Below are 23,510 nucleotides of genomic sequence, written 5' to 3' on the forward strand. Positions count from 1 at the left end.
GCTGCCTAAAAGCTTTCAGCTAGTCTACGACTATCAACTCTCGTGCGACGTCGGCTAGCCGCTCGCCACCCTTTTCGGTAACAACAAACGACTCCGAGATTGCGGCTCCGAAGGCAGGAGGCCTCACTCCTGATTGGAAATGGAAGCACATGCCAGCCTGGAGCACGGTCTTTTCGCCGGCGCGAATGCTCACAGTGCGCTCGCCCCAGTCTGGCGGAAAATTCATGCCGATTGAGTAGCCGGAACGGCCTTTTTTGACGTACCCGTGGCGGTTCAGAACGCTCAGCCAGACGGTGTTCAGTTCGTCGACGATTACACCCGGCTTTGCCATTTCTAGAACAGCGTCGCCACCTTCGATGATTGCATTAGCGAGGTGTTGAGCCTCCTTAGGTGGCTTTCCCATGTAGACCGTACGCGTCAGAGGCGCGTGATAATGGCGCCTGGCCGCTCCAATCTCCAGGAGGACCAGCCCCGACTTGGGCAGGGGCTTGTCCGACCATGTGAGGTGTGGAGCGTTCGTCTTCTCGTCAACCTGTATCAATGGACAGAGGCTTGTATAATCACCGTATTTCCCATCAACGCCTCTGGTCTGATCAGCATAAATCTGAGCGACGATTTCGTATTCAGGAACTCCTGGCTTCAGATTATTGATCGCCTGGCGCATGGTGTGGCTGACAATCCGACCCGCTTCCCTCATGTAGACGAGTTCAGCGTCGGATTTGACCAGTCGGGCCCAATTAACGAGGCCGCGGCTGTCAGAGAACTTTGCATTTGGAAGGCCGTTGACAAGGTGCTGATGCGCCCGCGCTGTATAAAAATGCGCATCGAGCTCGACCCCTATGCGATCAGATCCCCAACCGCGGGATTTTATGATTTCGCTGACTTCGTCGTAGGGATGCAGCTCCACATGATGAAGTCGGTCGTCGGAAAAATTGATAATGTTGTCAGCAGGCAAGTCCGTCGTGGCACGAGCGCCGTTCACGTCGACCAGTCGCCCTATCCAAATCGGCGTGTCCGATTTTAGGTGCAATAGAACCACTTGTGGCGTGTAGAAGGACCAAGCGTCATAGCCGGTCAGCCAGCACATATTTGCGGGGTCTTGGCAGATTAGCAGGTCGAATCCTGCTTCCTCCATCCGTCTCTTCACGTCTTGGATACGGCGTCGATACTCCGCCGGCTGAAAGGGTTTCTCAAAGTCCATTTGTAATCGTCCTCTAAACCTAGGTTGGCTGACCGGACAAAGCATTCCCGCCCAATCCGTGCTGGTTCCAAACCTAGCATGCTTCAGAGGCCTGCTTCGCGCGGACCTCTTCGGCCAATCGCAGAAAACCTGCGTTATTTGGGCTCCGTGCGCAGCTTCACCTCCCCTTGGGAAAGGGGCTCGCCGCGTGTCCGCAGCGCTGCGGCCTTTTGATAGCCGGACCACGGTGGAAATGTGACCCGCCGCTTGATCCACGGAAGAGCGACGCCGAGGGCGGGGCTCTTCTGGAGAACGCTGCACTACAGGCAAGCTGGCGTCATCCAGATCAGATGGACCACCTGGGACGGACCACGGCCGTGCAAATATCCTGCCCGAAGGCCGTCGTGAAACCGCCTAGGCAAAGCGGCGTTGCGCATGGCCCCCTGTAGGGTATTGGCGGCGGAGACAATCCCCGATTTAGCATCCCAATACCGAGCTACTACGCCTCCCCCATGCCAGAGCCCGCTTGGCATACTGGTAGCGGTGACGTGCTGACCCACAACTACGTGGTTTCATTTATGCACTGTTCAATCTGCTAAAGACGCCCCGCAACTTGGCGCTCGCTAGACGCGGGCCGCGACATCATTTGTCCGAAGCGCCTTTGCAAGCTTCGTCGTCTTGGACACAAAGCGACGAAGCGGCTTTTTACCCGGTCCTCAAAATTGACCGGAATGTTGCGCTATGCTGCCTTCGTCCGATCGGCCATTACGCCGGCCACGACCTCGCCGAACGAAGCCGGCGTCGGCACGATGATGACGCCAGCTTCCTTGAGGATCTCGACCTTCTCTTGAGCAGACTCGCCGAAGGCGGAGATGATTGCACCGGCATGGCCCATGCGGCGGCCCTTCGGCGCGGAAAGGCCGGCGATGTAGGCGATCAGCGGCTTCTTCGTGTTGTCGCGCGCCCAGAGTGCGGCTTCCGCTTCCTGCGAACCGCCGATTTCGCCGATCATCACCACGGCATCCGTACCGTCATCGTTTTCGAACAGTTCGAGGATGTCACGGAAGGACGAGCCGTTGATAGGATCGCCGCCGATGCCGACGCTGGTCGAGACCCCGACGCCCATCGCCTTCATCTGCGACGCTGCCTCGTAGCCCAGGGTTCCGGAGCGCCCAACAATGCCGACACGCCCGGGTAGGTAGATCGACCCCGGCATGATGCCCATCAGAGCCTGGCCGGGCGTGATGATGCCGGCGCAATTGGGTCCGATCAGCCGCAGCCGGACTTCGTAGCGGTAGCGGCGCATGTAGCGCTTCACCCGCATCATGTCCTGCGACGGGATGCCGTCGGTGATGCAGACGCAGAATCTGATGCCGGCGTCTGCCGCTTCCATGATCGAATCCGCAGCGAAAGGCGGCGGCACGAAGACGATGCTCGCATCGGCCCCGGTCTCGCGCGCCGCGTCCTTGACGGTGTTGAACACCGGCAGGCCGAGATGTGTCTGGCCGCCCTTACCGGGTGTGACGCCGCCGACCACATTAGTGCCGTAACGCTTCATGTCCTCGGCGTGAAAACTGCCGATCTTGCCCGTAAATCCCTGTACGATTACGCGGGTGTCCCGGTTAAGCAGAATTGCCATTCTTTCCTCCCCTCAGCCTGCTTTTTTCAGTGACACCGCGCGCCAGGCGGCGACGGCTTTTTCGGCGGCTTCGGCCAGTGTGTCGGCCACGATCACCGCCTCGCCGGAATCGGCCAGGATGCGGCGCCCTTCCTCGACCTTGGTGCCGGCCAACCGCACCACCAACGGCACGTTGACGCCGACTTCGCGGATTGCCTTGACAACGCCCTCGGCGACCCAGTCACAGCGATTGATGCCGGCGAAGATGTTGACGAGGATGGTCTCGACATTCTTGTCACCAAGTACGGCGCGGAACGATTTCGCAACCCGCTCGGGCGAGGCGCCGCCGCCGATGTCGAGGAAGTTTGCCGGCTCGCCGCCGGCGATCTTGATCATGTCCATCGTCGCCATGGCGAGGCCGGCGCCATTGATGATGCAGCCGATATTGCCGTCCAGCCCGACATAGGAAAGGCCGCGGTCGCTGGCGAAAGTCTCCCGCGGGTCTTCCTGGCTCTTGTCGCGCAATTCGGAGATTTCGGGCCGACGAAACAGTGCGTTCTCATCGAACGACATCTTGGCGTCCAGCGCCATCAGATTACCGTCACGGGTGACGACTAGTGGATTGATCTCGAGCATCGAGGCGTCGTAGTCGCGAAACACGCGATAGCAACCAAGTAGCGTTTCGGTCGCCTTGCCAATCAGGTTGTTCTCGAGACCAAGCCCGAAGGCGATCTCGCGCGCCTGATACTGCTGCATCCCCGCGCCGGGGTCCACGGTCGCGCGAATGATTGAATCTGGCTGCTTTTCGGCGATCTCTTCGATCTCCATGCCGCCGGACGCAGACGCGACGATCATCACCCGCTCGGCTTTACGGTCGAGAACAAAGGCGAGATAGATTTCCTGGCGAATGTCGACGGTCTCTTCGACATAGAGCCGCGACACCAGCTTGCCGCGCGGCCCCGTCTGATGCGTCACCAGCTTCCTGCCGAGCATCGCCTCGGCGGCATCGCCCACTTCCTGGTCGGACTTGCAAATGCGGATGCCGCCAGCCTTGCCGCGCGCGCCGGAATGTATCTGCGCCTTGACCACCCATTTGCCGCCACCGATCTCGCTGGCACGGTACGTCGCCTGCTCCGGACTGTAGGCCAGACCGCCGCGCGGCACGTGGACGCCGTGACGGGCGAGCAGTTCCTTGGCCTGGTATTCGTGAATGTCCATATTTCCTCCCGAAAACTCAGTGCGTCGTCTGCGCCCGGCCGGCGCGCTCGATCGCCTCGTTGACCGTCAGCACGTTGCGCGCCATGCGTTCCGAAGCCGCGTCGATCATCTTGCCATCGAGCGCCGCGGCTCCCTTTCCGAGCGCCTCCGCTTCCTTGAGCACCTCCAGGATGCGGCGGGCTCGCGTGACCTCCTTCTCAGGCGGCGAGAACACGTCGTTAGCCAAAGTGATCTGCGAAGGGTGGATCGCCCATTTGCCTTCGATGCCGAGAGCCGCGGCGCGCTTGGCGGCGGCCATGTAGCCTTCAGGATCGGAGAAATCGCCGAACGGTCCGTCGATGGCGCGCAGGCCATAGGCGCGGCAGGCGACGGTCATGCGCGACAAGGCAAAATGCCACTGGTCGCCGGGATAGTCGGGATTGAGGCCGCCGATGTTGACAGTGCGTGCCTTGTTGCTCGCCGCATAGTCGGCGACGCCGAAATGCATGGCTTCCAGCCGGCCCGGCGTGGCGGCGATCGCCTCGACATTAGCCATGCCGAGCGCCGTCTCGATCAGCGCTTCAAGACCGACACGGGTCTTGAAGCCCTTGGCCATCTCGATCTGGTTGATCATGGCCTCGACCATATAGAGGTCGGCCGGCACGCCCACCTTCGGCACCAGGATGGTGTCCAACCGATTGCCGGCCTGTTCCATCACGTCGACGACATCGCGATACATGTAATGGGTGTCGAGGCCGTTGATGCGCACCGAGACGGTCTTGCCCTTCGCGCGCCAGTCGATGTCGTTCAGCGCCTGGATGATGTTCTTGCGGGCGCGCTCCTTGTCGGGTGGGGCGACCGCGTCCTCGATGTCGAGGAAGACGAAGTCGACGGCGCTGTTCGCCGCCTTGTCGATCATTTCTGGGCTAGAACCCGGAACTGCCAGTTCGCTGCGCTGGAGCCTCAGCTTTTTGAGGTGATTGATGGTGTGGCTCACGTTGCGTCTCCCCTGAACCCGGCCTGTTTGACTATGCCAGACATTTGTCCATATCCGCTTGTGTTCCTTCACACGGTAGCACGCCTTAGACGCCGGGCTTGTGCTGCCAGCGAGGAGATGCCGCATAACATCTGCGTTTTTTGCGCGGTCGCGCAGCTAATCCTCTTTCCGTAGTTCTTTCGGCCCCTATCGGGCGGGCGGCCCGCTCTGAACGCCCGCCATGGATGTATCTTCGGCAGAGGACTTCAGACCGGTGGAGGGTGGGGTTTGGACGATCTCCAGGGCGAAAATAAAAGCTCACCCAATGCTCCTTCAGTCGAAACGCTCGTCGATCAAAGCGACACGACAACTATGCGTCCTGTGCAACCAAGTGCCGGCACATCTCCGCAAGAGGCACCGCTATAGGCCTGCTGACCCCTGCCAGCTAGGTCCGCGACGTCGTATGCCACGCGTAGACTGGCAGAAATGTCCTCTTTCCTTAATGCGGCTCCCCAAAAGCAGACCGAGATCAGACGCAAAAACTCAGCAGAACGTCATTATTCGCAGGAGAACGCCTTCATGGCCGTACATCGCGCTGCCAATCGCCTCAGTTGCGGGGTTAGTTTGGCGAAAATGAACACTCGATTTGGGGTTACGAATGAAAGGTTCAGCAACCACATTAAAGGGGCTTAAACGGCCGGACCTTCTGCAAAAGTGCGCTTATGTTAATGGCGCCTGGCTTTCCAAGGTTGAAACGATCTCCGTAGTGGACCCCGCGACTGGCGAGGAACTGGCTCAGGTGGCAGCCTGTGAGATTTCCGACGTGGACACTGCAGTCAACGTCGCGAGAAGCGCATTTCAAAGATGGCGCGATGTTCTTCCTTCGGTACGGGGCGAATACCTGCGGAAATGGGCCGCAGGTATGCGCGAGAATGCGGAAGATCTTGCCGCTATCATGACCGCCGAGCAAGGCAAACCGTTAGCCGAGGCGCGCGGTGAGATTTCATATGCCGCTAGCTTTCTTGACTGGTTTGCAGCGGAGGGCGAGCGGGCCTATGGCGAGACCATCCCAGGCCATCTTACCGGCAGCCGACTCTCTGTGCAGGTCCAGCCGGTCGGAGTAACGGTCGCCATAACCCCTTGGAACTTTCCCTCGGCGATGATCACCAGGAAAGCAGGAGCCGCGCTGGCTGCCGGCTGCACCATGATTGTCAAGCCCGCCCCCGAAACGCCCCTGTCAGCTCTGGCGCTTGCCCGTCTTGCCGAGGACGCAGGAGTTCCCGCCGGCGTGTTTCAGGTGATCACGGGAGACGCTGCCCCGCTGGCAAAACGGCTGTTGGATCATAGCGATGTGCGGGCATTCTCCTTCACGGGCTCGACCGAGGTCGGCCGGATCCTGCTCGAGCAGTCCGCAAAAACACTTAAGAAGGCTTCACTTGAGCTCGGCGGCAATGCTCCTTTTATCATTTTCGATGACGCACCCTTGGAGACTGCCGTGGCCGGATGCATGGCAGCCAAATTCGCCACATCCGGTCAGGACTGCCTGGCAGCAAATAGGATCTATGTCCAGCGGGGAAGCTATCAAAGGTTTGTGGAGGAATTCGCGAAGGCCACCAGTAAACTGAAAGTCGGGCACGGATTCGAGCCCGGTGTCGACATTGGCCCGATGACCAAACCCTCTGTCGCGGAAAAGTGCAGGCGACAGGTTTCCGAAGCTCTTTGTGCCGGAGCCCGCATCGTTGTTGGCGGACAGGACAGTCCGCTCGGCGGCAATTTTGTGACCCCGACTGTTCTCGCCGACGTCACTGACGACATGCTGATCGCCAAGGAAGAGACCTTTGGGCCGGTCGCTGCAGTCCTTCCGTTCGATAACGAGGCGGAAGTGCTTGCGCGGGCCAACAACTCGGAAATGGGCCTTGCGGCTTACGTTTACACAAGAGATCTGAACCGCGTCATGCGGCTGACCGACCAGTTGGAGTACGGCATGGTCGCCGTCAACACCCCGAAATTTACCGGCGCGCCCATACCTTTCGGAGGATGGAAGCAATCCGGCCTCGGCCGGGAGGGCTCAAGACATGGCCTCGCCGAATATCTCGAACCCAAATACGTGTGCATCGGCAACATCTTAGACTGAAAGGAAAGCCCTATGACTATCAACATCAAGGATATCAGCGAAAAGGATAGAAACGCTGTCCTGCATCCATTCACGCAGCTCAAGGATTTCGCCACCGGTAAGCTCGGAGAGCCGACGATCGTCGAGACAGGGAAGGGAATCCGCATTCAGGACGCGCATGGCAACCAATTTATCGACGGTTTTGCCGGCCTCTACTGCGTCAATGTCGGCTATGGCCGAACCGAGGTGGCTGAAGCAATCTCGCGTCAGGCCTATCGCCTCGCGTATTACCACTCCTATGCGGCGCACACGAGCGATGAGCTCGCCATCCTCTCTGATCGCCTCGTGAAGATGGCGCCTGGGAAGATGAGCAAGGTGTTCTACGGCATGTCCGGCTCGGATGCGAACGAGACCCAGGCCAAGCTTGTCTGGTACTACAACAATCTGCGTGGAAAGCCGAACAAGAAGAAGATCATTTCGCGTGAACGCGGCTATCACGGGTGCAGCGTCGTGTCCGGCTCGATGACGGGGATGAGCTTCTATCATGACAATATGGATCTGCCGCTCCCGCAGATCGTTCACACCGGTGTGCCGCATCACTATTGGGGCGCGACCCCGGGCGAGACCGAACGCGAATTCTCCGCTCGCCGCGCCGTCGAGCTTGACCAACTGATCGAGCGCCTAGGCCCGGACAACGTTGGCGCCTTCATTGGCGAGCCGGTGCTCGGCACCGGCGGCATCACGCCCCCGCCGGAAGGCTACTGGGAAGCTATACAGAAGGTCCTCAAAAAGCATGATGTGCTTCTGATTGCCGACGAAGTAATCACCGGGTTCGGCCGCACCGGTTCCATGTTCGGCTCGCAGCACTATGGCATCGAGCCAGACCTCATCACGATCGCAAAGGGTCTGACTTCGGCCTATTTCCCACTTTCCGCGGCAATTGTCGGTGAAAAGGTTTACGAGGTCCTGGAGGACGGGGCGGACAAGGTCGGTGCGTTCTCGCACGGTTACACCTATTCAGGTCATCCAATCGGGGCTGCCGCGGCCAACGCGGTGCTGGACATCGTCGAGAAAGAAGACCTTCCGGGGAACGCTCGCGAGGTCGGTGCATTCTTCCAAGCGCAGCTGAAGGAGAAATTCGCGCAGTTGCCGATCGTCGGCGAAGTGCGCGGCGTCGGCCTTATGGCCGCAATCGAGTTTGTGGCCGATCGAGACAACAGGAAGCGTTTCGATCCAACACTCAAGATTGGCGCACGAATGTCCAAGGCGGCGCGTGAACGCGGTCTGATCGCTCGCGCCATGCCGCATGGTGACATTCTCGGCTTCGCTCCTCCCTTGGTGACAACCAAGGCTGAAGTCGAAGAAATCGTTGGCATCGCTGAAAGTGCAGTTCGCTTCGTTATGGATGAGCTCACGCGAGACGGGCTTAACATCTGAGGCGCACGGCAGCCGAACCTGCAGTAGTCTGCCGACGTTCGACAGGCGCAGCCCTGGCCCGCTCTATCGAGCGGTTCACCGGGACGCGAGCGGGCAGATTAAATGACGCTCAGCGGGAGATCATCGGGCCCCCGACTGCGGTGGGCGCGGCACCAACAGCGCCGAAGAGCGGAGCCTAGCTGTCTGGAACTCGGGGCGATCGAGTCTTCCGAAGCAGCAAGCAACGCTTTCGCTAGAATGCTGTCGAATACGGTTCGATAGGCGCAGAGCACTTCGTGTTGCGTAGCTGCTCTGGTCTCCAAGGAAGTCGGTCGCGCAGTTTTGGCATGGCCGCCGGGCCTACGAGAGATCAGGGTAGGAGAAAGGACCCCCGGGGATGCTAGACTCGCAGTCCACATGCCGAAATTTCTGCTTTTACCTTCTGCCTGCCTTTTCGCTTCATGCCTTCTCGTCGGCAGTAGAAGCGCTTAGGCTCGCCAACGAGGTGGTGGGGCGGGAGGTGTATAGCTGGCAGGTCATTTCGGACGACGGGCAACCTGCGGCCTCGAGTTGCGGGTTGTTGGTTTGTGCCGATTCTTCGTTGTCGTTCGAGCGTGAAAGAACTCGTGGCTCGATCTCAGCACCGGCTGTCGTGGTCGTCGGCGGCCGCAATGCTCCTACTCCGCACAAACAGCTTGATGCCTGGCTCAGAGAGTGTCGCAATCGCCGCGGCAGCCTCATAGGGATAAGTAGCGGTACTATTGCGCTTGCTCGGGCGGGGCTTGCAGAAGGGCGGCGTTGCGCGGTTCACTGGGAGCAATTTCCGATATTCTGTGAGCGGTTCCTAGGCGTGGTAGCGACTCAAACTGCCTTCGAGCGGGACGGGGACCTATACACTTGCGCCGGGGGGGACGCCCCCTTCGACATGTTTCTGGATTTGGTTGATCGCCACCATGGGACGATAGTCGTCAACCGTATTTGCGAAAAAGCTATCGCGTGTAAGACCCGTTCAGCGGGTGACCGCCAACGTCTACCCCTTCATTCTCGAGTGAAACTAAACCACCAGGCGGTCATCAAGATAATAGAGGAGATGGAGGCAAACCTCGCGGAGCCATTGCTATTGGACGAACTTGTGGGGTCAGCCGGCCTATCCCGCCGTCAAATCGAGCGGCTGTTTAGGCGGGAATTGGGATGTTCTCCGAGCCGCTATTATTTGGATCTTCGTCTGGAACGAGCGCACCTGTTACTGATCAGCTCGCGCCTGCCGGTCGTTGAAATCGCGATGGCTTGCGGGTTTGTCTCTGCATCGCATTTCTCAAAAGCGTACCGCGAGGCCTACGGATGCGCGCCGCATCAATCACGATTGCCGATTTATCAACGGAAAGAAATGCGGTCGAACCTGCCGGAGGAAAATAGAACCAGGCAAATCGATCGGAGGCTAAGTAACGAAAGAATACCGAACTGCCACTAGCAGAGCGCCGTGCTGTTCTCTGAAGATCGGGTATGGCGCTCCTTTGCTGAATGGCCTCAGCATACCAGCCGGAGAAAGGGTGTTCGAAGAGCTCCAGCTTCGATCAGCTCTTCTCGATTGCCCCATTGCAAACCGGGTCGGCCTCGCCCGCTCTGGCGCTAGGTGAAGACACTCGGACGCGATAGAATAGGAGGATTTCGATATGATACCATTGCCCTTCCTGCTGGACGAATACCGGAACAGGCTTTCCGCCATCCGAACGGAGATGGCACGACGCGGTCTCGATCTTCTCGTTGTCAACGACGTTGCTAACCAGCACTACATCACCGGCTATGACGGCTGGTCGTTCTACACGCCGCAACTGGTGCTAGTGCCGCTTGCGGACGAGGAGCCCGTCTGGGTCGGGCGCGCCATGGACGCCGCTGGCGGACTGTTGACGGCATGGATGAAGCCCGAGAATGTCGTCGGCTTCCCGGAAGATCATGTCCAGCGGCCTGACCGCCATCCAATGGACTGGATTGCCGGCTGGATCGAGAAGAAGGGGTGGGGGCGCGGCAATATAGGCATCGAGCTCGAGGTCTATTACTATTCCCCGAAGGCCCATGCGCGGCTGACCGCGGGCCTGCCCAATGCAATCTTCCACGATGCCGACCTTCTGGTGAACTGGATCCGCAGCGTCAAGTCGGACGCCGAGATCGGCTACCTCCGCAACGCCTCGCGCCTTGCCGAGGCGGCGGTCACCGCGGCCTATGACGTGATTGCGCCAGGCGTGCGCGAGTGCGACGCCATCGCCAAGATCCAGGCCGCTCAGATAGCCGGCTCGCCGAATTTCGCTGGCGACATCACCGCCCTGCCGCCGACCATATTGGGCGGCGAAAACGCTTCGGCACCGCACATCATGTGGAGCGACCGCCGCTTTGGCGACAACGAAACCGTCGCACTCGAACTCGCCGGGGTCGTGCGCCGCTACGCTGCCGGTCTGGCACGGACGCTTCAGCTAGGCGCCATGCCCGCCAAGGTCGGTGACACCGGTAAGGCCGTGCTCGAAGGCATGGAGGCCGTCCTTGCTGCGATCAAGCCTGGTGTTGTGGCGGAAGACGTCGAGGCGAGCTGGCGCAAGGTCATCCAGCGCTACGGCCTGAAGAAGGAGTCCCGCATCGGCTATTCGATCGGGGCCGCCTATCCGCCAGACTGGGGCGAACACACGATCAGCCTGCGCCAGGGCGACAAGACGATTTTGAAGCCGGGCAACGTCCTTCATTCCATCCTCGGTATGTGGATGGATGGCTGGGGGATCGAAGTGAGCGAAACGATCCTCGTCACCGCCGACGGCTGCGAGACGCTGACCAGCTTCCCGCGAGAGATCCATGTCAAACGCTGAAGCCGGCAAGGAATTGATGGATGCCGCGCTGGATCGCAGGATGGTCGAGATCCGCCGCCACCTCCACCGCAATCCGGAGCTCTCGAACGAAGAGAGCGAGACGCAGGCCTATCTAAGAGAGGTGCTAGAAGAAGCCGGGCTGAGCGGCATCAGGCCCGTGGCCGGCTTCGGTCTCGCCGTCGATGTCGTCGGTGCGGCCGGTCCCTCGAACCGCAAAATCGTGATCCGCGTCGACATCGACGCGCTACCGATCACGGAAGCCTCGGGCGTGCCGTTCAGCTCCGAGCGCCCGGGGGTCATGCATGCCTGCGGCCACGACGCTCATACCGCCATGGGCTATGCCGCCAGCGTTCTTCTGGAGCGCCAGAAGCAGTCATTCAGCGGCACCGTCAGAATCATCTTCCAGCCCGCCGAAGAGGCGGAACCGCTCGGCGGCCGCCGGGTCGTCGAGGAAGGGCTGCTGGACGACGTCGACGCGGCGATCGGCATCCATGTCGATCCCTATACCGCGACCGGAAAGATTGCGGTCGGCGGGGGGCCGTATACGCTTGCCTGCGATATTTTCGACATCACCGTCACAGGCAATTCCGCGCATGCGGCAAAACCGTCCGAAGGCGTCGACGCCATCGCCGTCGCCTGCTCCATAGTGACAGAGCTGCAGAAGATCGTGTCGCGCGAGATCGATCCGTATGACCCGCTGGTCGTCTCGATCACCGGCATCGAAGGCGGCGGCGCCCACAATGTGATCGCCGCCGAGGCGAGGCTGAAAGGCACGATCCGCCGCGGGCATGAAGCGACCCGCCAGCATGCCTGGAAGAGGCTGCGCCAGATCGTGGAGGGCGTCGCTTAGCCACAATGCCAGTGCCGAGGTGGACCTGAGGCGTGGCGAACCACCGGTAATTAACGACCCTGACATGGTCGAGATCGTCCGCCGAACCGGTGCCGGCCTGCTGGGGCAGGACAACATGCTGATCGCGCCGGGCTGGACCGCAGCCGATGATTTCGCCTTCTACAGCGAGAAGTGCCCGTCGGTCTATTTCCGGCTTGGCATTCGAAATGAGGAGCTTGGCGCGGTCTATCCGCTCCATCATCCTCCCTTCCAAGTCGACGAGCAAGCAATCGCCATAGGCGCTGTCGTCCTCTGCGACGCTGCGAGAAAATTCTTGCTGCCTCCGAGCTAGTCCGGCGGAGGAAGCATTGCGACCCCTGATACCACCTCGCCAGCTCCCTGGTGCCGCTTGGCAGTTGCCGTCCGCAACTTTAAAGAGGCCTTAGCACCCCGTGTATGCACCAAGGAGGAACCGCGATTGTGGCGTGGGCCCTGAACGCGAGCATAAGGATAGCTGACCGCTCGGGCGGCGGAGGCTGCTAGGTTTCTGTCTACCGCTCCCCAGGACAGTTCATGGATCCGATCACGTTCGTAGCTGCAAATGAGCAAATGGGTCGGACCGTACCGCACGGTAGATCGCGATGGAGCTGGCGAAGATCGACCGACGAATGCTTCATCGAGAAGAGCTTTATCCGAAAACCGGTTCCTATTCGGTGCTGTTTGCCGCCCCTCGCACCTGCAGTGGAAGGAAATGGTCGAGGATCGAGCCGGCGTTCCGGTCGCTCAGCAGTGTGACCCCGGCGATAGCCATAGGTTGGAGTCTATCGACGACTGGTCTGATCTTGGCCAGCAGCTCGGCGTCCTCCGGCGCGCGACGGGGGCCACGCGGGACTGGCGTAGCGGCGCGTTCGATCAGGTTGGACCTGACGACGCCCAGGGTTGTGGCAGCGGCGCTCTCGGGAGAGCATTCTCGGATCGGTCCAGGGCACCAATGGCAAGGTCTGTTTTTGGGCGAGCCACCTCAACGGGTTCCTTGACGATTTCGTTCTCCATTGCTTTGCGGCCGAGCATCAGCTCGAGATCGCGGAAGCGCTCTCAAGCTCGTGGACCCTGGAAGCGGCAACGACATCTTCGTCGGCTCCCACAGCGGCTGACCGCCTTCCAGCGGCATGTGCTAGAGCCCTGCGTTCCCGTCACCTCGCGACGTTGGCACGGGTCCTGGGTATTTTCTGAAGCTTAGCCTCTCACGGCGCAGGAATTGCCATACCGGTCTCATGTGAGACCTTCACACCATGCGCCGCAAGCTCGGCTTTCAACTGGTGCAGTGTCAAACGCGGCGCCTTGTCAATTCGCTCCTGAATGAAATCCCGGTGAGGCTCCAGAACACGCTTGCGGTGGCCACCCATCTTGCGAGGCTCGACAGAACCGCTCATTCGGTAGCGCTGCGACCACTTAACGGCTGAAGAAACCGCAATCCCAAAATGAGCCGCGACCGACCGGCAGCTCTCGCCAGCTTCAATCGCAAGTACGATACGCTCGCGCAGATTCTTGGAAAGGGGTGTTGTCATTCGAGCTGGTCTCCTCTCCAGCCACCATCTTGATTAACCTTACTAATCCGAATCCAGGCAAGAGCTGAACAGCGGTAGGTTCACTGCCGGAGGTTCTATGTCAAATTCAGTTTGCCGGTCGGATTCATCTTGTGACAAGATGGTCTCGCAACGGATGCACGGAGACGTCAGAGCATCCTCCGGGCGCCTCCGCCGTAACAAGACCCGAAAGGAAGGTCTTGCTGGCCGTGATCGAAATAAGACCCTGTTGCCCATCGGCATGAAAATGGGGCGGAGTTGGCCAGCGGAGCGTTCGTGACGGATGTCGAGTAAAGGGCTAGTAGATGCCACGCGAATGGATCACCGGCCAGCAAGACGCCCGGCAAGGCGAGAAAACAGCGTCTCGCACGAGCCAGCCGGAGCTTAATCGCCGGTCATGTGCCAACGACATCGGGCAGCAAAAGGCTGCAGGCGATCAGAGGAGGCCTCGCCAGCGCGGCACGCCAGAAAGCTGTCAATGTCGACCCCACTTTTGAGAGGCGGACAGATTAAGGGGCCGATAATCACGCCACCGACCCACCAAAGCCGCTAGGACCGAGTTCTTGGCTTGACCGGTCGGAATGTCACTCAGGAAACGTGCTCAAAAAGAACGTGGGAACGCACCGGGCCGCGGACCGTGATCGGACCAAGGCAATCGATCGGATCTTCAGATCGCTTCCTTGACCGCGGACAAAAACTGCTTCGTCCGCTCACGTTGCGGATTTCCAAAAAGTTCACTGGGAGTGCCTTGCTCTTCTATCTTTCCGCCGAAAAAGAAGCAGACACGGTCAGAAATATCGCGCGCAAACCCCATCTGGTGGGTTACCATCAGCATAGTGAGATTGTGTTCGGTAACGAGCTTGCGGATCACGTTTGTCACTTCCCCAATCACCTCCGGATCCAATGCGGAGGTAACCTCATCGAAGAGCATCACCTTTGGTCGCATAGCCAACGCTCGCGCAATTGCGACGCGCTGCTGTTGTCCCCCGGAAAGACGCGAAGGATGTTGATCCCTTTTGTCGATCATGCCGACCATGTGCAGCAACTCTTCCGAACGCTCCCGTGCTTCTTTTTTTGAAAGACCTAGAACCTGCACGGGGCCCTCCATGCAGTTCTGGAGCGCGGTCATATGAGGGAACAAATTAAAGCTCTGAAAGCACATGCCAATAGAGGTTCGCATCCGTCTAAGGTAACGCTCATCAGCTGGAACTAGCGCCCCTCCCTTGGCCATGTGAGTGAGCGGCTTGCCTTCAACGTAGATAACGCCGTCGTTTATAGTCTCGAGGGTCATGAGGGTGCGTAAGACAGTGGTCTTGCCTGAACCGGACGGACCGATGATTGAAACCATCTCTCCTTCAGCAACGTCGAAATTCAGTTGTTCGATGACGTTGAGTTTCCCGTAACTCTTATTGACATTCATAAACCTGACCATGGGCTGGTCTGTGTGAGGTAACGCAAGAGGGTAATCAGATTTATCCACGGTCACAGACCCAGCCCCAATCGAAGTCGGCGTTCTAATAGCTTTATAAGTCCGGCGGTGGGCAGCGAAATTAGGAAGAAAATCAGGCCCACCAGCGTAAAAGGCTCAAGATACCTGTAATGTTCGGAACCGATCGAGTTTGCAGCATGCATGAGCTCCATCACACCAATGACAGAAAGCATCGGTGTATCTTTGAGAATGCCTACTAGGTAATTTCCCATGCCTGGCACAGCGGGGACCAGCGCTTGTGGAATAATGATCCGGAAATAAGTATCGCGCGCCGACATGTTAATCGCGCGGCACGCTTCCCATTGGCCACGGGGCACTGCTTCAAGACCCCCGCGATAGACCTCTGACAAATATGCAGAGTAATGGAGGCCTATCGCCAATAGCCCAGATGTCCAAGGCGACAATTGCATGCCAAATTGTGGAGCGACATAAAACACAAAGAAAATCTGTAGAACAAGCGGTGTCGAGCGAATGAACTCAACAAACTCTCGTACAGCCCAACGTACCGGTCCAAGCGCCGCTCGCTGTGCCAACGCAAAGATTAGACCTCCAACCAGTGCAATCGCGTAACCTGCACCGGCCGCAAGAAGCGTATTCGCGGTCGCCCACAGCAGCCGTGGCATTATCTCCCAGGTAAGGGTCCAGCTCCATTCAAAATTCACGACCGACCCAACCTCCGCGCGACCGCATGCTCCGCCCAACGCATCGAAGGCGTAATGAGCCCTCTTGCGAAAAGGTAGTAAATTATGAGGGCGGTCCCGAAGGCTTGTGCTGAAAGGTAAGTTGAGGCGTTGATTTGCTTGGCCTGGAACATTAAATCCGTCACCGATATGAGCGAGACGAGGGCCGTGCCTTTGAGCAACTCAATCAAAAGATTTCCCCACGGAGGCAGCATAATAGCAATCGCCTGGGGCAATATGATGCGGCGCATTCTTGCAAACGGCGACATAGATAGCGCAGTCGCCGCCTCCCATTGTCCGCGGGGGACTGCTTGGATCGCGCCTCGCACAAGCTCTGCACCATATGCGCCATAATTTAATCCCACGGATATGAAGCCAGCAGTGAAATTTGGAAGCGTAATGCCAAAGAGAGGCAAGACAAAGAAGATCCAATAGAGTTGGACCAGAAGGGATGTTCCGCGGAAGAGTTCAATGTAGACTACGCATGCCCCGCGGATCAGCGGGTTTGCCGAAAGCTTTCCGATTCCTATCACCAGAGCAATGGATACCGCAACGAGAGCCGCGAGCAGAAATTGCAGGCAAGTTACCCACGTTCCGTGCATCACCACAGAACTATACCTCTGTAAAAATTCCCAGATGGGCATTTGCCATCCTCTGTTCGCGCGCTGGGGAGGCCAAGCCTCCCCAGGAGGCGTACATTACGGTCAGCGGTTGGCGCAAACCCACTCCGCAGTCTTGTCACCCGGCAGCAGCTTTGCGTCGTAGCCGTAAGCCTCGACGGCCTTCATCATCTCGGGAGTTCCGATGTATTTCTTCTGAGCATCGTTAAATTTCTCTACGAAGTCCTTGTCTGAGCCTCGGAAGGCTATGCTCACCCAATTTTGAGTGGATCCAGGCATCGCGTCGGGGTCCGTCGCCTCAAGTTTTCCGCCGGATTTGCCAGCGACGGACCGCGACAAGAGATATCCAGTTGCGCCCGCATCTGCGCGTCCCGACTCCACCGCTGCCAGTATCTCCGTCTGGCCTGGCACTTGCATAATCTGCGAATCCGGCACGCCGGCCTTCTTAGCTTGCTCTATGTTGCTGTATCCAATGCCAGTCACCATCATCGCGCCCTTTGTCGCAATATCCTCGTAATTGGTGAGCCCTTTCGGATTGCCAGCTTTAACGATAAGCGAGTCAGTTACCTTCGCCAAAGGCTCGGAGAATGTGACGCTCTCGCACCTTGATTTAAGGATGTAGAGACCGCCCGTAGCCATATCAAAGCGTCCAGACTGTAGTCCGGGGATAAGCCCGCCCCAATCCGTAACGACGGTCTCTATGTTATCGTAACCCATCTGTTTAAGGACGCCGAGAGCAATCGCGTTTACGAATCCGACCGGCTGATTGTTACTGTCCGGAAAGGCGTATGGGTCTTCATTCGCGAACCCGATCCGGATGGATTTGCCGCTGGTGATACGGTCTGCCAATTCTCCTGCGTGGGCCTGTGCGGTGGCGCCCGCGATGGCGAAGCCCAAGGCGGCCACGATGTTCGCAAGTTTCCTGTTCATTTCATGTTCCCTTCTTGTTATGATTGGGTTCTCTGCATTTCCTTGAAGCGTTCTTTTCCGGAGACTGGTCTCCGGTCTGGTCGAGTGTACAATTCCGTCTGGGTGCGATTGACGGCGCGATGTCTTGCCTTGGAGGCGTTTTCCTGCGAACTATGACGGCCCAGTGCGTTTTTTTCTCCGCCCCGTCCGGGAATGAAACGGGCGGGCTGCTCGGCTGTCGGATGTAAACCGTCAGTCAATGACGATCAGGCGGCGCTCTACATCGCAGAATCGCTGCCCGCCTTTGGCGGTTACAACGAAGGGTTCCGAGATCGCTGCGCCAAAATCATCGAGCCAAACCCCGGACTGAAAGTGAAAGCACATGCCCTCCTGCAGGGGGGTTCTTTCGCCGGCGCGGATGCTCACCGTGCGTTCGCCCCAGTCTGGGGGATAAGCGATACCGATGGAATAACCCACGCGGCTATCCTTGCTGTAGCCGTTTCGCTTCAGAATACTCTGGAATACGGCTGCAACGTCCTCGACAGTCACGCCAGGCTTAGCCGCTTCGAGGGCCACATCGCCGCCTTTCACGATTACTGCAGCCAACCGCGAGACCTCCTCTGGCGGCTTTCCGATGTGCACAGTTCTGGTAAGAGGGGTAGTGTAATGGCGCCGTGCCGCCCCTAGCTCCATAACCACCAAACCGGATTTCGGCAGAGGCTGGTCGCTCCATGTCAGGTGGGGGGTGCTCGTCCCCTCTCCGACCTGAATCAAGGGACAAAGGCCTGTGTAATCACCGAACTTACCATCCACACCCAAGACCTGGTTGCGGTAGACGTCCGCTATGACCTCGTATTCGCGTACACCCGGCTTGAGCTTGGCAATCGCCTCACGCATGGTTTTGCTGATGATGCGTCCGGCTTCCCGCATGTATACCAGCTCGGCCTCGGACTTGACGAGCCTGGCCCAGTTGACCAGTTCCCGATTGTTGCTGATCTTGGCGTTGGGAAGGCCCCGTACCAAATGCTGATGCGCTCTTGCCGTGTAGTAATGGGTGTCGAGCTCAACACCGATTCGATCGGACCCCCAGCTCTTTGACGTGATGAGGTCACACAATTCATCGAAGGGATGGTCATCGGGGTGGTGAACGAGGGTTTCGGAGAAGGAGACGATGTTTCCGGCGGGCAGATTTGTCGTAATGTGGGCTGACTTGGCGTCGATCGGACGTCCGAACCAAAACGGCATGTCCTCCTTAAGGTGAACCATCACAGCTTGCGGTGTGTAGAAGGACCAGCTGTCGAAGCCCGTCAGCCAGCCCATATTAGCGGGATCCTGGCAGATGAGCAGATCGAATCCGGCTTTCTCCATGCGCTTTTTCACATTTAGAACGCGCCGATCGAACTCATTGGGCAGAAAGGGTTTTTGGTAGTTCATGCGTACGATCCTTCTCGGAATTGAGCACGGACTCTCCCGCCATTACCGGGACGGGTGGTGGCCAAACGCCTGCAAATTGATGTCCACGCTCCCCGTGGTGCCCCGCACTTCCCTTGTCTTTTTTGTCTCGCGGAAGGCTAGGCGAGCATTTGTCGGAAGGGGTGCGCAGTCAAATGCAGTGTTTATATCGCCATCATCTCGCTTCGAGATGGCAGCGTCGGCCATTGCCGCCCGATCTGGTCAGGGAGGAATTCACGCTGGGTCGTCCCAGCCCCCATCTGAAAACACGATGGTGCTCGTATAAAATCTATATTGGGCTTTGGGCGGCCCGCTCAGGGCTTATCAGCTTGACGTTGGGACTTCGTGATCTCGACGGAACGAGACTGCGCCCGCCTAGGCATTCCGCGAAGGCGGTTGGCGCTCACTCCTGTTTGTGCCTGCATCCGATTCCGAGATAGCTTCCAGTGTGACAACCCTCCCGGATGCATTACGGGTAGGCCGGACTTACGCGGAATTTCAGGCAACTCAGATATTTGTATTGTGGTGAACGTCGCCCAAAGCGCCCTTAGCCTTAGCCTTCATATCCGTCAACTCGAAGAAGGTGGACACCAAGCGTAGCCTGGAGCCGGTTGGCTGCCACCATGGTCTTTAGGCTCTTTATACGAGCGTTCTGAGAAAAGAACTTGCGCATGAACTGATCGTAATCCTCCAGGCTACGTGCGGTGACATAGAGCACAAAGTCGGCCTCGCCGGTTATGTCGAACGCGTCGCAATCTCGGGTAAGGATTTGAGATCCCGCTTGAACTTGTCGATGATGTCCGCGCGTTCCCGCTCCAGGGTCATCATCACGATCGACTGGATGGGTCGAGCCGCCGGTCTCAGCTTCCAGGCTTTTGGTCATCGAAGAAAGAATGGCCAACTTTCTGCGCCGTCATCGCGACCGGCGAAGAGAGAGTGTTGCTGGTCAGTGCTATCACCCGTTTATTCTGCTCATGTCGGGCAGGATGTGGAAGTCGATTGTCGATGGGAACCATATTTTGGCTGCAAAGTCCGCATTTGCCGCGTCGGGAACGGGCGACAGGCTGGTTTCTGAAGGTATAGGGCGCGGCGCGACCTGTCCGACGAGTTTGACATCATCGACACAGGCTGGGGCGGACACGCTGCAACCTTCATCTTACCAATTGATCCGGTGGTCGTCGGAGCACAGATCATCACAGCACTCCAGGTTTTTTGGTCCCGAGACCTCGATCGCTCCGGAGGTAGTATCTGTGCCAAATTCAACGGAAGTGACTCCTATACACTATTCCCGACATCGTGACGCTAGGAGCACGGTGAGGAGTTTATCGTCCCTTGGGGTAGGGCTTCGCGCCCTTGAAACCGGGCAGGAGGAGTGGTGGATATAGATGCATCTCCCTGCCAACCTGCCACTGAACCGTCTGACAAGATTCTGCTTGCAGCGCTCCAGAACAGTAAGATCGCGTTCCGTGCGCTCAATCAGCTCGACAAGTTCCGATTCCTGCTGCGCCCTGCTGTGCCGGCTCACAGGAAGGTGAAAGAACGGGACGCATGATCGCGAAAGGACCATAGACTGATCAGATGACATTTCAGATCAGTCCGCACGTCTGTTGGAGATGTCCAGCTACGAAAGGCAAGCCTTGAGGAGCTCAGGCGCAACCAGCTCCTCCACGCCGCGCCACTCGCCCTTCACGCGGCTGCGTCCGGCGTCATAGAATGGCCGCAGAGAAGCTATGGCGGAATAGCGCTCCCCAGCGATCTCGAGTTCGAATGACCCTCCGGACAGCCAATCAGCCGTCACCCCGGCTTCTGAGGTGAGATATCCCATGCCGATGCCACAGCCGACAGTGTGACCAAATCCAGCCGAGCGCAAGTATCCGACAAGGCTGCCGTTACGCCAGACAGGCTCGGTCCCGAACATCAACGATTTGGCATCTGGGGCAGCGAGCTGGACCAGCCGCCGGCGCAAAGGTTTGCCGCGCTGGGCTTCCAGTGCAGCGCGTCCGATGAAATCCTCGCGCTTATCCCAGGCAACCGTGAACCCCAGTCCCGATTCCAACGGGGTGTCCCCATCACCAACATCTGCACCCCAGTCACGGTAGCCCGCTTCCAGGCGCAGCGTGTTTAGAGCGACATATCCGGCGTGGCTCAGGCCGAGATCGGCGCCGGCGGCCACCAAGGCGTCGTAGACCCCTAGTGTTTGTTCGGTCGGGATGTGAAGTTCCCAGCCCAACTCGCCGACAAAGGTCATCCGGAATGCGAGCGCGAGGCAATACCCGACCTCGATCTCACGAGCCGTTGCGAAGGGAAATGCCTCGTTAGAAAAATCCGCCGGACTGACGCGTTCCAGTAACTCACGCGATCGTGGACCCATCACGGAGAGGGTCGTATATCCGGATGAGACGTCGGCAACCGAGACGTGGCCGGCTCCCTTGGCATGCAAGCGCAGCCAGGCGAGATCACGGGTGCGTTGGACGGCCGCTGTCACGACAAGAAATTCCTCGTCACTGATGCGTGCGATAGTGACGTCGGACTCCATACCGCCTCGCTCGTTCAGCCACGGCGTATAGACAACACGGCCGACCGCTACGTTCACGTCATTCGTGGACAAGCACTGTAGCAGCGCAAGGGCATCCGAACCCTGCACCAGAAGGTGCGCGAAGGAGGTTTGGTCGAACAGAGTGACGCCGGAGCGGGTGGCTGTATGCTCCGCGCCACTTCGCTCGAACCACTCGTCCCGGCCATACGTTGCATGGCTTTCATTCGGCGATCCAGGCGCACCAAACCATTGAACGCGTTCCCAACCAGCACTTTCACCGAAATTAGCGCCGACGGCGGACAGGCGGTCGTGCAGGGGGGACACGCGGACCTTGCGTGCCGTCCTCGGCGACTTATGCGGCAAATGAAGCGACCAGAGGTTGCCGACCGCCTCCACCGTGCGGTCGTACAGATACCGCCTGTTCCGCTGGAAGGGCATTGACCGCCGGACGTCCATTTCCCAGCAGTCTCCCGCTGCCAAGCCTGTCGACATCCACTCTGCCATCACCTTGCCCGCACCACCCGAGGACTCGATGCCGCAGGAATTGAATCCAGAGGCGACATACAGACCTTGAATTTCAGGCGATGGCCCGAGGTGGAACCGGTTATCAGGCGTGAAGCTCTCAGGGCCGTTGAAATTCAGTTGGAGGCCGACATTTGCCAGGATGGGCATGCGCCCGATGGCCGCAGAGAGATACGGTTCGATGTGATCGAAATCTTCGGGCAACGAATCGAAACTGAAATCGTGGGGTATGCCGTTCATGCCCCAAGGTTTGCCATTGGCCTCGAAGAAACCCACGAGCAGTTTCCCGGCGTCGGCCTTTGCATAGACGCGCGCGTCCATATCGCGGATCGTCGGCAGGTCGTGGGGCAGGTCGGGAATCGCCTCGGTGACAACATAGAAATGCTCGGCAGCCTGCAACGGCACCGACCAGTTGAGTTCAGCAGCTACATTCCGCGTCCACAGGCCGGTGCTGATGACCGCCTGTTCAGCACGGACCGTTCCCTGACTGGTTTCCACGCCGACGAAGCGGCCCTTCTCGACGAGGATGCGCGTGACCGGGGTTCGCTCAAGGATCGTTGCTCCACCCTGGCGCGCCCCAACTGCGAAGGCACGGGCCGTATCGATAGCGTTGGTCATCCCGTCGGAAGCGATCCATGCAGCCCCAAGGACATCACTGACATCGAGCAATGGGACTCGGCGCTGGGCTTCCGCAGCGCTTATCATCTCCACGTCCAGGCCAAACGAGCGGCCCATCGAAGACCCGCGCTTGAGCTCTTCAAGCCGGTCCTGGGTCGCGGCGACGGTGATGGAGCCGGTTTGCCGAAAGCCAGTGGCTTGACCTGTCAGATTTTCGAGGTCCCTGAACAGATCCGCAGAGTATTGAGCGAGCTTGGCCATGGTTTCATTGGCGCGGAGTTGTGTGACGAGGCCTGCAGCATGCCAGGTGGTGCCGCATGTCAGTTGGTCGCGCTCCAGAAGCAGAACGTCGCGGTGGCCGAGACGTGTCAGGTGATAGGCTATCGAGAGGCCGATAATGCCGCCTCCGATGACGACGTATTCGACATGCGATGGTAGTTTGCTGGCCATTTGAAACCTCGTTCTAGCCTGGTCGCGGAAGCGCGGAACAAGGCGCGTGTAGCAAGGGACACTACCGTTGGATGTGCTTCTATTTCGTGCGATCTCAGGCTTGGGTAGCAGGATTTCTGCGTCCTCCGCCTTCTAATGCAGCGTTACTTCCGTAAAACGCATAGTGGCCGTCGTCTTAAACACTCACTGAGCCTAGGCAATGCATTCATCGCCGGCGAAATAGGCTCTGTAAGGCCCGAAATTCTGCTTCGGCTGTGGCTCCACTGTAATGTTGGAGAAGATAGCCACAGCCGAGATCACCGTAGATGAGGTAGGACATCGCATTGACGCGCAATCTTGCCTCGCAGACGTCCTCACTCGCCTGCCTCGTCAATCTGGCCAACCGCCGCCTCGACGAGCTCATGCCCTACCCGGGGCGCCACACGACGCGAGGAAAGCAGCGCGCCGCCTGCCGTTTCCGATCGCAT

The 23,510-nt window shown here is 58.8% G+C and carries 17 protein-coding genes and 1 pseudogene; 6 read left to right on the plus strand and 12 right to left on the minus strand.

The window, feature by feature from the left end; translation table 11 throughout:
* Positions 1-19: 19 nt before the first annotated feature.
* The 4 genes from BLT09_RS26380 to BLT09_RS26395 form a co-directional block, all read right to left on the minus strand.
* Positions 20-1,201 (minus strand): M24 family metallopeptidase, encoded by a 1,182-nt coding sequence (locus BLT09_RS26380; RefSeq protein ID WP_091598598.1) that lies wholly within the window; start codon positions 1,199-1,201, stop codon positions 20-22.
* 718 nt (positions 1,202-1,919) lie between these two features.
* A complete protein-coding gene (gene sucD / locus BLT09_RS26385) occupies positions 1,920-2,819 on the minus strand; it encodes a succinate--CoA ligase subunit alpha (RefSeq protein WP_091598602.1) in 900 nt (299 codons plus the stop codon).
* Between the two features lie 12 nt (positions 2,820-2,831).
* Complete coding sequence (locus BLT09_RS26390; RefSeq protein WP_091598605.1) at positions 2,832-4,016, minus strand: malate--CoA ligase subunit beta; 1,185 nt, start codon at positions 4,014-4,016, stop codon at positions 2,832-2,834.
* A 16-nt stretch (positions 4,017-4,032) separates the two neighbouring features.
* Positions 4,033-4,992: an HpcH/HpaI aldolase/citrate lyase family protein gene (locus tag BLT09_RS26395; protein ID WP_091598608.1), complete on the minus strand. Its 960-nt coding sequence runs from the start codon at positions 4,990-4,992 to the stop codon at positions 4,033-4,035.
* Positions 4,993-5,629: 637 nt separating this feature from the next.
* On the opposite strand from BLT09_RS26395, the gene BLT09_RS26400 reads away from it, so the two are divergent.
* The 6 genes from BLT09_RS26400 (at position 5,630) to BLT09_RS35185 (ending at position 12,533) form a co-directional block, all read left to right on the plus strand.
* A complete protein-coding gene (locus BLT09_RS26400) occupies positions 5,630-7,105 on the plus strand; it encodes an NAD-dependent succinate-semialdehyde dehydrogenase (protein WP_091598611.1) in 1,476 nt (491 codons plus the stop codon).
* Positions 7,106-7,117: 12 nt separating this feature from the next.
* Complete coding sequence (locus tag BLT09_RS26405) at positions 7,118-8,521, plus strand: aspartate aminotransferase family protein (RefSeq protein WP_091598615.1); 1,404 nt, start codon at positions 7,118-7,120, stop codon at positions 8,519-8,521.
* A 376-nt stretch (positions 8,522-8,897) separates the two neighbouring features.
* Positions 8,898-9,971 (plus strand): GlxA family transcriptional regulator, encoded by a 1,074-nt coding sequence (locus BLT09_RS26410; RefSeq protein WP_236473034.1) that lies wholly within the window; start codon positions 8,898-8,900, stop codon positions 9,969-9,971.
* Positions 9,972-10,173: 202 nt separating this feature from the next.
* Positions 10,174-11,352, plus strand: coding sequence for a M24 family metallopeptidase (locus tag BLT09_RS26415; protein WP_091598618.1), 1,179 nt, complete (start codon positions 10,174-10,176; stop codon positions 11,350-11,352).
* Positions 11,339-12,202, plus strand: coding sequence for a M20 metallopeptidase family protein (locus BLT09_RS26420; RefSeq protein ID WP_236473033.1), 864 nt, complete (start codon positions 11,339-11,341; stop codon positions 12,200-12,202). The genes BLT09_RS26415 and BLT09_RS26420 overlap by 14 nt, the downstream gene beginning before the upstream one ends.
* 64 nt (positions 12,203-12,266) lie before the next feature.
* The gene (locus tag BLT09_RS35185) at positions 12,267-12,533 is read left to right on the plus strand and encodes a zinc-binding metallopeptidase family protein (RefSeq protein ID WP_236473032.1); all 267 of its coding nucleotides are present in this window, start codon (positions 12,267-12,269) and stop codon (positions 12,531-12,533) included.
* A gap of 840 nt (positions 12,534-13,373) precedes the next feature.
* On the opposite strand, the pseudogene BLT09_RS26425 reads toward BLT09_RS35185, so the two are convergent.
* From BLT09_RS26425 to BLT09_RS26465, 8 genes and pseudogenes are all read right to left on the minus strand, one after another.
* Positions 13,374-13,749: pseudogene (locus BLT09_RS26425) on the minus strand (helix-turn-helix domain-containing protein); the annotation flags it as partial.
* Positions 13,750-14,434: 685 nt separating this feature from the next.
* Complete coding sequence (ehuA, locus tag BLT09_RS26430; protein ID WP_091598621.1) at positions 14,435-15,199, minus strand: ectoine/hydroxyectoine ABC transporter ATP-binding protein EhuA; 765 nt, start codon at positions 15,197-15,199, stop codon at positions 14,435-14,437.
* 50 nt (positions 15,200-15,249) lie between these two features.
* Positions 15,250-15,918: an ectoine/hydroxyectoine ABC transporter permease subunit EhuD gene (gene ehuD / locus BLT09_RS26435; protein ID WP_091598624.1), complete on the minus strand. Its 669-nt coding sequence runs from the start codon at positions 15,916-15,918 to the stop codon at positions 15,250-15,252.
* Complete coding sequence (gene ehuC / locus BLT09_RS26440) at positions 15,915-16,580, minus strand: ectoine/hydroxyectoine ABC transporter permease subunit EhuC (RefSeq protein ID WP_091598627.1); 666 nt, start codon at positions 16,578-16,580, stop codon at positions 15,915-15,917. Before ehuC ends, ehuD begins: the two co-directional genes overlap by 4 nt.
* A 60-nt stretch (positions 16,581-16,640) precedes the next feature.
* A complete protein-coding gene (gene ehuB, locus BLT09_RS26445; RefSeq protein ID WP_091598630.1) occupies positions 16,641-17,486 on the minus strand; it encodes an ectoine/hydroxyectoine ABC transporter substrate-binding protein EhuB in 846 nt (281 codons plus the stop codon).
* A gap of 231 nt (positions 17,487-17,717) precedes the next feature.
* Positions 17,718-18,899 (minus strand): M24 family metallopeptidase, encoded by a 1,182-nt coding sequence (locus tag BLT09_RS26450; RefSeq protein WP_091598633.1) that lies wholly within the window; start codon positions 18,897-18,899, stop codon positions 17,718-17,720.
* Between the two features lie 571 nt (positions 18,900-19,470).
* A complete protein-coding gene (locus BLT09_RS26460; protein WP_206629948.1) occupies positions 19,471-19,818 on the minus strand; it encodes an Lrp/AsnC ligand binding domain-containing protein in 348 nt (115 codons plus the stop codon).
* A 720-nt stretch (positions 19,819-20,538) separates the two neighbouring features.
* Positions 20,539-23,043 (minus strand): GcvT family protein, encoded by a 2,505-nt coding sequence (locus BLT09_RS26465; RefSeq protein WP_091598638.1) that lies wholly within the window; start codon positions 23,041-23,043, stop codon positions 20,539-20,541.
* Positions 23,044-23,510: the final 467 nt, after the last annotated feature.

This window comes from Mesorhizobium muleiense, assembly GCF_900099905.1.
In the GTDB taxonomy this organism is placed as follows: Bacteria; Pseudomonadota; Alphaproteobacteria; order Rhizobiales; family Rhizobiaceae; genus Mesorhizobium; species Mesorhizobium muleiense.

What these genes read in the sequence shown, in the direction of transcription:
- BLT09_RS26380 (WP_091598598.1), bottom strand. Translation starts at nt 1,201, where the DNA reads ATGGACTTTGAGAAACCCTTTCAGCCGGCGGAGTATCGACGCCGTATC.
- sucD (WP_091598602.1), bottom strand. Translation starts at nt 2,819, where the DNA reads ATGGCAATTCTGCTTAACCGGGACACCCGCGTAATCGTACAGGGATTT.
- BLT09_RS26390 (WP_091598605.1), bottom strand. Translation starts at nt 4,016, where the DNA reads ATGGACATTCACGAATACCAGGCCAAGGAACTGCTCGCCCGTCACGGC.
- BLT09_RS26400 (WP_091598611.1), top strand. Translation starts at nt 5,630, where the DNA reads ATGAAAGGTTCAGCAACCACATTAAAGGGGCTTAAACGGCCGGACCTT.
- BLT09_RS26405 (WP_091598615.1), top strand. Translation starts at nt 7,118, where the DNA reads ATGACTATCAACATCAAGGATATCAGCGAAAAGGATAGAAACGCTGTC.
- BLT09_RS26410 (WP_236473034.1), top strand. Translation starts at nt 8,898, where the DNA reads ATGCTAGACTCGCAGTCCACATGCCGAAATTTCTGCTTTTACCTTCTG.
- BLT09_RS26415 (WP_091598618.1), top strand. Translation starts at nt 10,174, where the DNA reads ATGATACCATTGCCCTTCCTGCTGGACGAATACCGGAACAGGCTTTCC.
- BLT09_RS26420 (WP_236473033.1), top strand. Translation starts at nt 11,339, where the DNA reads ATGTCAAACGCTGAAGCCGGCAAGGAATTGATGGATGCCGCGCTGGAT.
- BLT09_RS35185 (WP_236473032.1), top strand. Translation starts at nt 12,267, where the DNA reads ATGGTCGAGATCGTCCGCCGAACCGGTGCCGGCCTGCTGGGGCAGGAC.
- ehuA (WP_091598621.1), bottom strand. Translation starts at nt 15,199, where the DNA reads ATGGTCAGGTTTATGAATGTCAATAAGAGTTACGGGAAACTCAACGTC.
- ehuC (WP_091598627.1), bottom strand. Translation starts at nt 16,580, where the DNA reads ATGCCCATCTGGGAATTTTTACAGAGGTATAGTTCTGTGGTGATGCAC.
- ehuB (WP_091598630.1), bottom strand. Translation starts at nt 17,486, where the DNA reads ATGAACAGGAAACTTGCGAACATCGTGGCCGCCTTGGGCTTCGCCATC.
- BLT09_RS26450 (WP_091598633.1), bottom strand. Translation starts at nt 18,899, where the DNA reads ATGAACTACCAAAAACCCTTTCTGCCCAATGAGTTCGATCGGCGCGTT.
- BLT09_RS26465 (WP_091598638.1), bottom strand. Translation starts at nt 23,043, where the DNA reads ATGGCCAGCAAACTACCATCGCATGTCGAATACGTCGTCATCGGAGGC.